The organism is Bradyrhizobium sp. 23 (assembly GCF_023073295.1).
In the GTDB taxonomy this organism is placed as follows: Bacteria; Pseudomonadota; Alphaproteobacteria; order Rhizobiales; family Xanthobacteraceae; genus Bradyrhizobium; species Bradyrhizobium canariense_D.
Map to the genome: position 1 here is coordinate 121,501 of NZ_JADPJF010000010.1, position 13,640 is coordinate 135,140.

At 60.3% G+C, this 13,640-nt stretch carries 12 protein-coding genes and 1 pseudogene; 2 read left to right on the forward strand and 11 right to left on the reverse strand.

The features are described from left to right. Positions 1-32: 32 nt before the first annotated feature. The 5 genes from IVB32_RS01900 to IVB32_RS01920 form a co-directional block, all read right to left on the reverse strand. Positions 33-401, reverse strand: coding sequence for a phasin family protein (locus tag IVB32_RS01900; protein ID WP_143273907.1), 369 nt, complete (start codon positions 399-401; stop codon positions 33-35). Positions 402-474: 73 nt separating this feature from the next. Beyond that, complete coding sequence (locus IVB32_RS01905) at positions 475-2,133, reverse strand: acetolactate synthase large subunit (protein ID WP_018453170.1); 1,659 nt, start codon at positions 2,131-2,133, stop codon at positions 475-477. Between the two features lie 75 nt (positions 2,134-2,208). Continuing rightward, a complete protein-coding gene (locus IVB32_RS01910) occupies positions 2,209-3,531 on the reverse strand; it encodes an MFS family transporter (RefSeq protein WP_018453169.1) in 1,323 nt (440 codons plus the stop codon). A 4-nt stretch (positions 3,532-3,535) separates the two neighbouring features. Next, positions 3,536-4,573, reverse strand: a complete 1,038-nt coding sequence (locus IVB32_RS01915; protein WP_018453168.1) for an isocitrate/isopropylmalate family dehydrogenase — start codon at positions 4,571-4,573, stop codon at positions 3,536-3,538. 62 nt (positions 4,574-4,635) lie between these two features. Then, positions 4,636-5,955, reverse strand: a complete 1,320-nt coding sequence (locus IVB32_RS01920; protein WP_026232474.1) for an MFS transporter — start codon at positions 5,953-5,955, stop codon at positions 4,636-4,638. 36 nt (positions 5,956-5,991) lie between these two features. On the opposite strand from IVB32_RS01920, the gene IVB32_RS01925 reads away from it, so the two are divergent. Beyond that, the gene (locus IVB32_RS01925; RefSeq protein ID WP_143273402.1) at positions 5,992-6,171 is read left to right on the forward strand and encodes a hypothetical protein; all 180 of its coding nucleotides are present in this window, start codon (positions 5,992-5,994) and stop codon (positions 6,169-6,171) included. A 120-nt stretch (positions 6,172-6,291) separates the two neighbouring features. Here the strand turns inward: IVB32_RS01925 and IVB32_RS01930 are convergent, their stop codons facing one another. The 5 genes from IVB32_RS01930 to IVB32_RS01950 form a co-directional block, all read right to left on the reverse strand. Then, on the reverse strand, positions 6,292-7,089 hold the full coding sequence (locus IVB32_RS01930; protein ID WP_018453165.1) for a substrate-binding domain-containing protein: 798 nt from the start codon (positions 7,087-7,089) through the stop codon (positions 6,292-6,294). Between the two features lie 77 nt (positions 7,090-7,166). Further along, complete coding sequence (locus IVB32_RS01935; RefSeq protein ID WP_018453164.1) at positions 7,167-8,474, reverse strand: MFS transporter; 1,308 nt, start codon at positions 8,472-8,474, stop codon at positions 7,167-7,169. A gap of 271 nt (positions 8,475-8,745) precedes the next feature. Further along, the gene (locus IVB32_RS01940; RefSeq protein WP_085350789.1) at positions 8,746-9,822 is read right to left on the reverse strand and encodes an ABC transporter substrate-binding protein; all 1,077 of its coding nucleotides are present in this window, start codon (positions 9,820-9,822) and stop codon (positions 8,746-8,748) included. 87 nt (positions 9,823-9,909) lie between these two features. Continuing rightward, the gene (locus tag IVB32_RS01945) at positions 9,910-11,331 is read right to left on the reverse strand and encodes a sensor histidine kinase (RefSeq protein ID WP_018453162.1); all 1,422 of its coding nucleotides are present in this window, start codon (positions 11,329-11,331) and stop codon (positions 9,910-9,912) included. Continuing rightward, complete coding sequence (locus IVB32_RS01950; RefSeq protein ID WP_018453161.1) at positions 11,328-11,993, reverse strand: response regulator transcription factor; 666 nt, start codon at positions 11,991-11,993, stop codon at positions 11,328-11,330. Before IVB32_RS01950 ends, IVB32_RS01945 begins: the two co-directional genes overlap by 4 nt. A gap of 236 nt (positions 11,994-12,229) precedes the next feature. On the opposite strand from IVB32_RS01950, the gene IVB32_RS01955 reads away from it, so the two are divergent. After that, positions 12,230-12,463 carry a hypothetical protein gene (locus IVB32_RS01955; RefSeq protein WP_026232472.1) on the forward strand — a complete coding sequence of 78 codons (234 nt, stop codon included), beginning with the start codon at positions 12,230-12,232 and terminating at the stop codon, positions 12,461-12,463. A 65-nt stretch (positions 12,464-12,528) separates the two neighbouring features. Here the strand turns inward: IVB32_RS01955 and IVB32_RS01960 are convergent. Next, positions 12,529-13,640: pseudogene (locus IVB32_RS01960) on the reverse strand (hypothetical protein); the annotation flags it as partial.

Below are 13,640 nucleotides of genomic sequence, written 5' to 3' on the forward strand. Positions count from 1 at the left end.
AGCGATTTGATTTCGCTCTGAGGCGACCGGCGCTACTTATTCAGGTCAACAGTCGACGGCTGGTTCATTGCACTTGCAAGCTCGCGAAACTGCGCGTTCATTTTTTCCATCTGCTCCTTGAGATGGCTCTGATAAACTGCACCCATTTCCTGCGGGTCCTTGGCATGCAACAGCCGTTGCGCAAGCTCGAAGCCCGAAGCCACATTTTCCTCGGCGAACGCGACGGCTCTTTCGTTCATCTCCTTCGCCGCCGAATAGGTTGAGCGAACGCTGGAATCGGCCTTCTCTCTCAACTTCTGGGATTCGGTTATGTATTTCGACACAGCCTCTTTCGCCTTGTCCAGCGTGGTCTGCGCCATTTCCCGCATCTTCTCAGCCTGCTCGTTGATCTGCTCACTCATTGCACTCTCCATTGCCGGCGCTTGCGACCACGCCAATTTCAGCTCAGCTCATCAATCGGCCCTCGCCGACGGCTCACACGGTCGGCTCAATAACCTGCTTCAGCTTCTCGCGAAGTTCATCCACGAGCACGCGGGTATTTTCGCTGTAGTCGATCGGCACGACGACGAGGTGCACACCGCCACCTTTGAAAGCGTTTTCGAGCGTCGGAATCAACGAATCCGTGCTTTCGACCCGCGAGCCTTTCGCGCCGTAGCTCTCGGCGTATTTGACGAAATCCGGATTCCCGAACGTGAGGCCAAAGTCCGGGAAACTATCGACCGCCTGTTTCCAGCGGATCATGCCATAGGCCGAATCTTCCAGGATCAGCACGACGAGATTCAATTTAAGGCGAACCGCGGTTTCCATCTCCTGCGAATTCATCATGAAGCCGCCGTCGCCGCAGACCGCGAGCACGCGGCGTTCCGGATGCAGCATCGCCGCCATCATGGCGGATGGCAGCCCGGCGCCCATTGTCGCGAGGGCATTGTCCAGCAGCAGCGTGTTCGCCACATAGGTGCGGTAGTTGCGGGCGAACCAGATCTTGTACATCCCGTTATCCAGCGCGACGACGCCGTCTTCAGGGATGACCTTTCGCACATCGTGCACGATGCGTTGCGGCGTCGGGGGCCAACGGTCCTCGGTCGCGCGATCGCCGATCCGGGCCAGGATACTTTCGCGAAGGCTTAACAGCGCGCCGGCATGATGCAGCCGCCCCTCGAGACGATCGGCCAGCAACTCCAGGCTCGGTCCAACATCGCCGACCACTTCGCACTGCGGAAAGTAGACCCGCTCCACGTTGGCCGGCGTGTAGCTGACGTGGATGACTTGAGGACCTTTGGGGCCCATGATGAAGGGCGGCTTTTCGATGGTGTCGTGACCTATGGCAATAATCAGATCGGCTCGGTCGACCGCTTCATGAACGTAATCGCGCTCGCTGAGTGCAGCCGTCCCCATGTAGAGGTTGCTGCCGCCGGGTACCGTTCCCTTGCCCATTTGTGTGGTGAAGAACGGAATTTTCGTGCGGCGGACGAAGCCGCCGATGCCGGCCGTGCTGCGCGGCCGGGACGCGGCGGCGCCGAGCATGATCAAGGGCCGCTTGGCCTTGAGGATCATGTCGGCAGCGCGATCCAGCGAGGCACGATGGGCGACCGGGATCTCGATCGGATGCGGCGCCACCATCGCGACGTCTTCGGATTCCTCGCCCGCGATGTCCTCGGGCAGTTCCAGAAGAACCGGACCCGGACGCTCTTCCATGGCGATCCGGAAGGCATCGCGAACGATTGTCGGAATGCCGCTTGTGCTGACGATCTGGAGCGACAGCTTGGTCAACGGTTTGAAAGCGCTAACCACATCGACGATCTGGAATTTGGCCTGTCGGCTGCTCATGATGCCCTTCTGGCCCGTGAGCATGATCATGGGCATGGCGCCGAGCAGCGCGTAGGCGGCGCCAGTCGTCAGGTTCAATGCGCCAGGGCCAAGCGTGGTGATGCACACGCCGGGCTTGCCGGTCAGCCGTCCATAAGTCGCGGCCATGAAGGCCGCGCCCTGCTCGTGGCGTGTCAGGATCAGCTTGATCGACGAGTTGCGCAAGCTTTCCACGACATCGAGGTTCTCCTCGCCGGGAACGCCGAAAATTCGGTCGACGCCCTCGTTCTCGAGTGCGGCAACCAACAAATCTGATCCCTTGGCCATCAGCGCGTCTCTCCCATTCGAATTCAATGCTCTCCGGACGCCGTCGCAGGCATGACGGGGCCGTCGTGTTTCAGTTCAGATCCGGCCATCGCCGTCGAGATAGCCTCGCGTCCGCGTATCCGGCATCCAGAGCGACGCGACCAGGGCGACCAGCGCCATCGCCGCGACGTACCAGAAGAACAGGGTTTCGTATCCGGACGATTTCAGCGACAATGCAACATATTCCGCCGTTCCGCCGAACATCGCATTGGCAATCGCGTAGGGAAGTCCGACGCCTAGGGCGCGCACCTCGGGCGGAAACAGTTCGGCCTTCACGACGCCACTGATCGAGGTATAGAAGCACGCAATCACAAGACCGATCATGATCAGGCCAAAAACGGCGTAGACGTTGGTGGTGCTGGACAATGCCATCAATAGCGGCACCGCAGCGAGGGTAGCGCATGCGCTGAACAGGATCATGTTGTTGCGCCGGCCGATCCTGTCCGATAGCGCCCCGAACACCGGTTGCAGCAGCATGAAGGCGATCAGGGCAGCGGTCATGATCGAGCTGACCGTCTTGGCATCCAGCTTCACGCTGTTGACCAGGAATTTCTGCATGTAGGTCGTAAACGTATAGAAAAATAGCGATCCGCCGATCGTGAATGCGAGAACGATCAGCAGCGCGCGCTTATGATGCCAGAGGCCGGAGAGAGAACCTGCCTCCTTGCGGTGCATGGTCTCCGCCGAGGCCGTCTCCTGCAACGAGCGGCGGAGATACAACGCCACAACGGCCGCGACGGCGCCGAACAGGAAAGGCACCCGCCATCCCCATTCCTTCAGCTCGTCGAGCGACAAGGTTTGCTGCAGAACCACGACAACGAGGAGTGCGAGAAGTTGCCCGCCGATGAGCGTGACATACTGGAATGACGAATAGAACCCGCGGTTGCCCTTGCCGGCAATCTCGCTCATATAAGTTGCCGCCGTTCCATATTCCCCGCCGACCGACAGGCCTTGTGCCATGCGCGCAAACAGTAGGAGCGCCGGCGCCGCGGCGCCGATTGTTTGGTACGTGGGGAGCATTCCGATCATCAGCGATCCCGCGCACATCAGCAGCACCGACAGCACCATCGAATTCTTGCGGCCATGCGCATCGGCGATCCAGCCGAACAGCCAGCCACCGAGCGGCCGCATGAAGAACCCTACGGCGAAAATGCCGGCCGTCGCCAGCAACTGGCTGGTCTGGTCGCCAGACGGGAAGAACGCCGCCGCGAAATAGATCGAGGTAAATGCGTAAGCATAGAAGTCGTACCACTCGACCAGATTTCCGGACGACGCAGCCACAATCGCCTTGATACGCGACAGCTTTTGCGCCGTGCTGTCAGCGGGGATTGCCGGGTGCGATGCAGCAACAGCGGTCATTTGCTTACCCTCCCAATCGACGGATGATGCTTTGAGTGAAGTCGCCAGTGGACGCTTTGCCGCCCAGATCGGGCGTGCGAACGCCGTCCTCGCGCAAGACCTGATCAATTGCCGTTCTAAGACGGTTTGCGAGATCAGGCTGATCAATGTGCTCCAGCATCAGCCCGACCGCCAGCAATAAAGCGAGCGGATTGGCGATTCCCTTGCCGGCAATATCCGGTGCCGAGCCGTGCACGGCCTCGAAGATCGCCGCATCCGGACCGATGTTGGCGCCGGGCGCCATGCCGAGGCCGCCGACCAGACCGGCGAGCTGATCCGACAGGATGTCACCGAACAAATTGGTAGTGACGATGACGTCGAACTGCCAGGGATTCATGACGAGCTGCATCGCCGTGGCATCGACGATGCGATCGTCCATCTTGACCCTGCCCTCGTACTTCTTTGCAACCTCGTGACCGACCTCGAGAAAGATGCCGGTCAGCGCCTTCAGCACGTTGGCCTTGTGCACGACGGTCACCTTCTTGCGACCGTTCTTGAGCGCGTAGTCGAATGCGAATTCGATGATCTTGCGCGATCCTTCACGCGTATTGACCCCGGTCGAAATGGCGACCGCGTGCGGATCTTCCCCAATTGGAATATAGTGTTCGAAAGCGACATAGAGCCCGCCGAGGTTCTCGCGCACCAGCACGATATCGATTTCGTCGAATCGTCCTCCGGGAACCATGCTTCGAACCGGCCGCAAATTGGCGTAAAGGCCGAATTCTTCGCGCAGACGAACATTGATCGAGCGGAATCCTCCCCCCACCGGCGTCGTTAGCGGGCCCTTCAGGGCGAGCCGCGTACGTCGGATGCTGTCCAGCGTCGCCTGCGGCAGCGGATCACGGCTTTCCTCGATCGCGGCCAGGCCACCCTGCTGGATGTCCCATTCGAATGGAGAGCCGAGCGCTTCGAGAATGTCGACGGCCGATTTCACGATCTCGGGGCCGATACCATCGCCTGGAATGAGCGTAGCGGGCCGCTTCGTTTTGGATTGAGCAGGCATTACTATGTCCTCGAAGATGAGAGCCGCGGGGTTTTGTGAATGTCAGACATGCTGCCTTGCACTCAATGTACGGGGCTTGCGGCGGAGGTGGCGGGTAGCGTTTCCTGCTTGCTGATCCAAAGCACCGCGATGATCCCGGCGATTTGAAGCAAAGCCAGCGGTATCAAGGCCATGGGGAAGCTACCCGTCGCCTCCTTAATGACGCCGAGCAGCCACACCGCGCCAGAAGTGCCGATGTGCGACAGGGTATTGATGCCGGCAATTCCGGCCGCAGCAGTTGCCGGAGAGAGTGTCCCAGTCGCCAGGGCCCAGAATGGTCCCTTGATCGAATAATTACCGATCAAGACCACGCTCAGAATAGCAAGCGTCACGGGTAATGAGCTCGTGAGCATGGTCGCAAGCAGCGCCGTTGCGCATAACGCAAGTGGTATTGCGGTGTTTTGGGCATGGGCGTTCGACCTGTCCGAATATCTTCCCCAAAAGATCATCGCAACGGAGGCGATGCCAAATGGGATGGCATTCAGGAAGCCGGTCTCCATGTTGGACATCCCGAACGATTTCACGATCTGAGGCTGCCACAGCGACAACGCGTTGCTCGTGGCCGAGCTTCCCGCATAGATCAAACCGAGGATGAGCACATATTTGTTGGTCAGAATTTGCCACAGCGACATGTGGCCGACCTGCTTCGCCATCGATCGTTCCGACTGCAGGCGCGCGTCGAGCCAATTGCGCGCCTCCGGCTCGAGCCATTTTGCATCAGCGGGTTTGTTCGGAAGCCCGAAGAACGAGACCAGGCCGAGCAGGACGGCCGGAATGGCTTCAACGATGAAAAGCCATTGCCAACCACGAAGGCCGAGCACGCCATCCATCGCCAGCAAAGCGCCGGATATTGGCGATCCCAAAAAGCTCGATAGCGGTATCGCCACCATGAAAACCGCAACGATCCGTGCGCGATAGGCCGCCGGAAACCAGAAGGTCAGATACAGGATCACACCAGGAAAGAACCCGGCCTCCGCTGCACCCAACAAGAAGCGGCTCAGATAAAAAGTAATCGGCCCTACCGCAAAAGCGGAGAGAATACCGACTATCCCCCATGTGATCATAATGCGCGCGATCCAGATCCGCGCGCCAACTTTCTGCATCGCCAGATTACTGGGGACCTCGAAAAGAATGTAGGCGATATAGAACAGCGCCCCGCCCGCCCCGAAGGCAGCCTGCGTCAGGCCCAGATCCTTGTTCATTTGCAGGGCCGCAAACCCGGCATTGACGCGGTCAACGTATGAAATGAAATAGCACACCATGAAAAACGGAAGCAGGCGCCATGTAATGCGGCGCATGGTTTCCGCTTCGATCCTCGGTAGCGGCGCGGAATTCGTTGGCATGGCGTCCTCGTTTCGGGTTGACGGTCAGGCAGCGAGTTGGCGCAGGACGTATTGAAAAATTCCGCCGTTGCGGAAATATTCGAGCTCGTCGAGCGTATCGATGCGGCAGGTCAAGGGTATGATGGCCTTATTCGCACCATCGGACTCGCGGATCTCGATCGCGAGCTTCTGGAGATGCTGGGAAGGCCATTCTTTTCCGCTGCGGCAAGCGAATAGTAGGCGTAGCTCTTTGCACCGACGACAAGTGTCTGGCGTGCGCCGAAGCTGTTGAGATACTGCTTCATTATCAAGTCCCCCTTCGCTGGAATCGTCCGCCTCGCGCAGATCTGAAGCGGTCTATTTCTCCGATGCTGCAAAGGGATCGAGACCCGCTTTTTTCAGGGCCGGAGCAGCAGCAGCGGAAGCGAGGAAGGCAATCAGAGCCCGTCCGGCTTCCGGCTGACTGGCACCGGAGGTTATGCCTGCAGAAAAGATCGTGATTTTCTGGACGTCTGGCGGGAGCGGCCCGACAAGGTCGGCTCCAGCGATCGGCAGAAGTTCACTGATCTGTTGAAAGCCGAGTTCGGCGTCACCGCGTGCAACAACACTCGCGACCGGCTCCGCCGGAATCATTTTGGCCTTGTCCTTCATCTCGGCGGCGATCCCGAGACGCTTGAACAGCTCGGTGCCCACATAGACGCCGCTGGCGCTGTCGGAGTATGCAACTGACTTCGCGTTCAACAGTGCCTGCTTCAATGCGTCAGGAGTACCGATATCAGGCTTTGGCGTTCCGGCGCGTACCGCGATCCCGATCGGCGAGCGTACCAGGTCGACGCGGCTGGTTCTGACCGCCCTGCCCTGCTCGATCATCTCGCCAAGCGCGTCGCCGACCATGATGAGCACGTCCGCCGCCTCGCCGCGTGCCAGTCGCACGGGGATGGCGTTCTCCGTCGTTCCCATCGAGGGGCCATAGGCCGTGACGACCGTATTTCCCGTCGCGCGTTCAAATTGCGGTACGAGCTCCTTATAAGGCGTCGCCAAGCCTCCCGAGATCATGACCCTGACTTCGGACGCCTTGGCGATTCCAGCCGCGGCCGCCAAGACAATCAGCAAGCTTAGCGCAACTCGCCTGCGCACGACGATCGTCACGCTCATCGGCAATTTCCTTCGATGCAATTATTCGAGGACTGTGCTTGCTCGATGACGGTCGACGTCATCGAGCACTTTGGTGGTCACGTCCCTATCACCGTCTCGACCGAATTGGCGCCGGATAGCGCGCGTCGTTGTTGCGGCCTGTAAACGAGGTACGTCCCGGCCAGACCACAGAGCGCTGCCGCGCTCATCCAATATCCCGGCGACGCATTGTCACCAGTGGCAGCGATCAGCCAGGTGCAGATCGCTGCCGTAAACCCGCCGAACGTCGTTGCCAGACTATATGCGAGGGAGAATCCCGACGTTCGCACACCCACCGGCATGACTTCGGTCAATGCGACGATCATCGCGCCGTTGTAGCTGGCGTAGATGAAAGACAACCAAAGTAGGACCGTCAGCATCTTCGGGAACGTCGGGCCTGCGGCCAACCAGGAAAGCGCGGGATATGCAGTCAGAAATGCCAAAGTCGAAAAGGCGATGAGGATCGGCCGACGACCAATCCGATCGGACAACGAGCCCATGATGGGAAGCCAGATGAAGTTCGATATTCCCACGCAAATCGTCACGATCAGGCCATCGGCCGCGGTCAGCTTGAGGACCGATTTGCCGAATGTCGGCGTGTAGACGGTAATGAGGTAGAACGACACCGTGGTCATGATCACCATCATCATCCCGGCAAGCACAATGCTCCAGTTTGCGAGGATGGAGCGATAGATCTCGCGGGGTGTCGGATGATGCTTCCGCGCCAGGAATTCATCGGTTTCCTGCAGCGAGCGTCGAATGAAGAATACGAAAGGAACGATCAGGCAGCCGATGAAGAACGGAATACGCCAGCCCCAATCGTCAAGCTGCGCCGGTGCAAGCCATGCATTGAGAGCGAAACCCAGCGAGGCCGAGACGATGATCGCGACCTGTTGACTTGCCGATTGCCAGCTGGCGTAAAAACCCTTCTTTCCCGGTGTGGCCATTTCCGAGAGATAGACGGAAACCCCACCAAGCTCGACGCCAGCCGAGAAGCCTTGCAGCAGGCGTCCGATCAAGACGAGGATCGGGGCCAATATGCCAATGGTTGCGTAACTTGGCACGAACGCGATGAGCACCGTGCCGGCAGCCATGATCGACAGTGTAACGATCAGGCCTTGGCGCCGGCCGATCCGATCCACGTAGGCGCCGAGGATGATGGCGCCGAGCGGGCGCATCAGAAAGCCTGCGCCAAACGCAACGAAGGTCAGCAGCAGTGACGCGTATTCATTTTCGAGTGGGAAGAATGCCTTGGCGATGTACGACGCGTAGACGCCCGACAGAAAGAAGTCGAACATCTCAAGAAAGTTGCCACTGGTGACGCGGAGCACCATGCCAAGCTTCGACTGTCCGGTGGTAACCGTCATGCCGTCCTCCCTTTTATCGTTTATGTTTTTTTGTCTTGTTCACCCGTCTTGCAGGTGTTGCAAACTTGATCGCGGCCGGATTGACCGATACGCGAGGAGCGATCGTTCAAGCTACGATTGCTGCCTCATCGTATATCAGCTGCCTGTCACCAACCTGTCGCTGCCGCACTCCGCAAGAAAATCGGTTTGAAGACGACGCGCTTGATGAGCCGGCAGATATGGGGGGCTTCTCTCGGATGTTATTCCGTCTGAAATCCAGATCCCTGGATTTCTATCGATCCTGCAACGCGCGGCGCCACTCTTTGAGGAAGCTCGCTCGTTTCGATTGATCGAGATAGGTGAGCAATTCTGCACCAATATGGATCGGCTTGACTGCGCCGCTGCGATCCGCAGGTATCACGCCTTCCGCGCCGAGACCGAGGCGCACAGGACCGACTGACCGGGCCAGGAGAAATTTCTGGCCGCGTTCTGAAAGCAGGTAATCAAGAAACAATTTCGCGGATTCCGGGTGGGGCGCGGTGACGGGTATAAAGGCTATTCGCGACATCAAGGTGATGTAGTCGGCAGGAAACACGATTCCGATAGAGGCATCTTCCTTGGCCCGTTCGATCGCGTAAGACCCTATCATATTGTAGGCGAGCAGATGTTCGCCGGATGAAATCCGATCAAGCACCGTTCCGGTGGTCGAATAGAGCTTGATACCGGCGCTGCCAAACGCACGGACCAAATCCCACGTTGTCCTGGTGATTCCGGCATCGCGCGTGATGAACAGGAAACCGGTCCCGCTCTGCTCCGGGTCATAGGTTGCGATCTTACCTCGATAGATGTCAGGCTTTCGGCTTAGAAGGCTCTTCAGGTCAGTGCGGGTTCGGGGTACATCGGACTCCGCAACGAGGTTCTTGTTATAAACAATGACAATCGGCTCCGCCGTGATGGCATAGGCTTCGTCTTTCCAGATGGCCCAATCCGGGATATGCGCAATTTCCTTCGAGACATAGGGTTGAGCATAGCCGTCATTGACGAGCTTGATCTGCAGATCCATCGCGGAGCTCCAGACAATGTCTCCGGGTGCTGCGCTGGAGGTCGAGGGATCCACGACTTGATTGTAGATATCGTTCGAGTTGATCTTTGTATGGACGATCTCGATGTCCGGATGACTTGCCCGGAAATCGGCAAGCAAGTCGGCGACGTCCGCGTCCTGGGTCGTCGATACGATGTTGAGCTGCTCTCGAGCTCCGGCGATAGCGGATGCTTGCCCTTTGAGAGGGCCGAGCTGCGCCTGCTCCGACATGGCAGGCCACGTCAGCAAGATCCCAACGCACAAGGCCAAGGCTTTGGCAGCCGCCATCGTGACGTTTCCTCGTCCATGAGCCGCTTTGCGGACTTCAGTTTGTTCAGGACCGCAGCCATTCGTACGGCAGCGCACAATCCGGCCTCAACTTGAGCTTTCACCATCACGCTTGGCAAGAGGAAAGCTCACGGAAACCCGCAGACCCCGGCCTTCCGGGCCAGGTGCAAGCACGATTTGGGCCCCGAGACGGTCCGACAAGGCTTTCACGATGGCTAGTCCAAGACCACTGCCTGCAGGGCCGTTCGCCATCGGAATCCGATAAAAACGCTCGAAAACGCGGGCCCGATGGGCCTCCGGAATTCCCGGACCGGTATCCTCGACTTCAATTCGCGCGGTCGTGGCGTCAACAACCGCGCGAACCAGGACCATCCCCCCGGGGCGGTTGTAGCGGATCGCATTGTCGATCAGGTTTGCCAGCAATTCGCCAATCAGGACCGTATTGCCGGCGATGACCGCGGGACAGTCGGATCGATCGAACTGGACGTCGATGTCGTTCGCGAAAGCCTGTGGGGCACGCTCCGACAGGACATTGAAGGCGACCTCATTCAGGTCAACGTTCTCCGCGGCCGGTTGCGCAATGTTCTGCTCGTCGGCCCGTGCCAGTGTCACGAGCTGCCCGAGCAGCCGTTCAAGGCGGTTGATGGCGTTATCGACCTCGTCGAGGGCAGATTGGCCCGCCGGCGTTTCCGACCCCAGGCGTCGCACCAGATCGAGATGCGTCCGCAGTATCGCCAATGGGGTTCGCATCTGATGCGAGGCATCGGCTGTGAATCGGCGCACCAGTCCGATGGCCAGATCCAGCCGCTGTAGCAGGGAATTTACCGCGAGCGCCGGTGCTAAAGCTTCCTGCGGCACCCGGGAAAGGTCGAGCGGACTGAGATTTGGACCGCCCTGAATACCGCGCGCGTCGATTTCTTGCTTGAGTTCGCCAAGCGGCCTCAGGCCTCGATCGACGGCGTACCAGCCGAGGCAAGCGATGAGGCTAATCAACCCGGCCTCGAGCATCGCCAGTCCGATCAGCATTTCACGTTCGACGACGCGGCGCGCCTGCACCGTTTCGGCCACTGCGACGAGGACCAGCTCCGGCCTGCCGTAGACCTGCCGCGCCTGCGCGCCGATACGAACCGTTTTGCCGCGATACGCGCCATCGCGATGGCCGGTTTCGCCAGCCTTCAATCGATCGAAGCCGGATAGTGGAAGATCCTTGTAACCGGTGATCAATTCGCCGAGGTAAGTCACGCTGTAATAGATGCTGTCGTGCGACTGGCTTTCCAGCATGCCGAGCGCAACCTGCGGCAAGTCGACCGTCAGTTCGCCATCTTCCACGCCGACGCGTTCGGCGATGGCGAGAACCGACCCATCGAGCAACCGGTCATGAACTGTCTGCACAACGCGCTGGATCAGCAACATACCGCCGATTCCAAGCACCATCGCCAATACAATGGCGGGCGCCACCAGATTGGTGAGGAGCGTTCGCCTCAACGACGGCCGCCAGGTGGCGATCACTGTACCTCCAGCAGATAGCCTAGCCCGCGGACGGTTCGGATCCGCGGCCCGTCAGGACCGAGTTTCTGGCGAACGCGACCAACATAGAGTTCCGCCGCGTTCGGCGCTACCGCCTCGTCGAAGCCAAATACCTCCGCGATCAGGCGCTCCTTGGAGACGACTTTGCCGGCGCGGGTCATCAGCACTTCCAGCACGGCAAACTCGCGCCGTCGCAATTCAAGCGGCCGGCCGCTCAGTGTAATCGTGCCCGCGGCGCGGTCGAACGCGAGCGGGCCACAGATCAAGGTTGGATTTGGAAGCCCCTGTCCCCTTCTCACGAGCGCGCGAACGCGGGCATCAAATTCGGCGATATCAAATGGCTTGGAGAGATAATCGTCGGCGCCGAGATCGAGCCCGCTGACCTTATCGCCGGTCGCGTAACGGGCAGTCAGAATCATGACCGGAACGGTCGACCCGGCTTGCCGTATCTTGTGCAGGACGCCGAAACCCGACACGTTCGGCAAGTTGATGTCCAGAATGATGAGGCTGTAGGGTTCCAGCAAGGCGGTCTGCGCCGCCGAAGCCCCGTCAGACTCGATATCGACGGCGAACCCGGACAGCTTGAGCCGCTCGGCAAGGCCGCGCGCCATGGCGGCATCGTCCTCGACAATCAGAATCCTCACTGAACAAACCCTTGCGTTCGCACCACCCGTGCGCGGGAGACGTCACCGTGAGGCTAGAAGGACAGTATCGAAAGATCAAATCGGAGCTTCCTCGCGGATGTACGGCTCGCATCCTTCGGACACTTCGCCAGGAGAGGGCCGCGTGCTTCCCGGCATCCCCTCCCTCGACGGTTCGACTTTGCCAGGCCAGTCCCCATATCGTGTGGCAACACGTAACGATACAGCGAGCAGCTTTGATGGCCAGGAGACGCGTGACGGAAACGGAAGCCGACGATCTCCCCCGCTATTTCGTCTGGGTGCGCGGTCTTGAGGGCCCCGAACCGCAGAAATGGATGGCGATGGATTTCGGCGTCGGTGACTGGAAACGGCCGCTCGTGCTCGCCTATCTCGAGCTACCTGAGGGCGAGCGACACTTGCCGTTGTCGGCGCTGGCCCGGCGATATCCGCCGCCGCGGGCAGAGGCTTCGTAGAGGGGCCATCCTGGACGGACGCGAGGATCTCGCCACCCCGTCAACCCAGGGCGAGCAACGCCGCATCACTGGCAGTACTGTTTTCCGCCATAGGTATGACATTTGCCGCCCTCGCTGCTGGCCGGAGCAGACGGCGCGCGCGGGCTCGGTTCGTGGCGGGACACCGCCTTTGGTTTCTGGGGCGACGGATCGGGACGCCGCTGGCACACGCCCTGGGCGTCCAGCACGAATTTGTTGTCACAGACGATCTGGACGCAGCGGTCGCCAACCGCCTTTTGCCCCCTCGCACAAACCAGCGGGCAGATGCGATCGGGCCGGGCGCGCACCGCATCGAGCGCGTCGAGGCTTGCGACCTTCACGTCGAATTTCGTACCGGCATATCTGTTGAAGCTGTCGAGCGCCTTTTGCGACGGTGCAGTCCAGGCGCCATCGGCCGCACCGGGATCGCAACCGACACGCTTCAGGTGCGCCTGGAGCAAGCGGGCGATGTCCGCAGGATCCATCGCTGGCACGCTAGTCGGCGCCACGGCGAGAGCAGCAGCGGGCGCGGCGGGCGGGGTCAGAGCGGCAAGCGTAGCCTGGCGCTCCTTCTCGCGCCGGTCTGCCTCGCGCTTCGCCGCCTCGATCTGTTGCTGCGCCTCCAGCGCGGCCTGCTTCATCGCCTGCTCGACCTGAAGGGCCGCGTCCTCCGCCTGCCGGCGCGCCTCCGCAACCTGCCGCCGGGCATCGTCGAGCTCGCGCTTGGCCTGCTCGGCGATGCGTTGGCGCTCCTTCTCCAGATCGCGCCGGGCCTGCTCGGAGATCTGCTGCGTGGCCCGTTCCGTCTCACGCGCCGCCTGCTCCTCGATCTGTTTCCTGAAATCGTCGCTCTTCTGCCGGACCTGCTGCTCGGCCTGCCGCTGTACGGCATCGGCGTTTTCGCTGATTTTTTCTGCGGCCTCGAGCTTGTCGAGCGCCGCATGCGCAAAGTTGGCATAGATGCCGGTGGCATGAACGGCGAGAAAGGAAAGCCAGGCCTGCTTGGTGCCGGCCTGCGCCGCAAGCTCATAATCCCGCCGGGCTCCCGCGTTCGGATCGATCGGCGGTGCAACCGGCGGCACCAGCGCCACGGTGTCGCCGCCGAGCGATCCGTAGACGAAGGGCTCCTGCCGCCGCCCCGTGCTCTTGAGCACCTCGT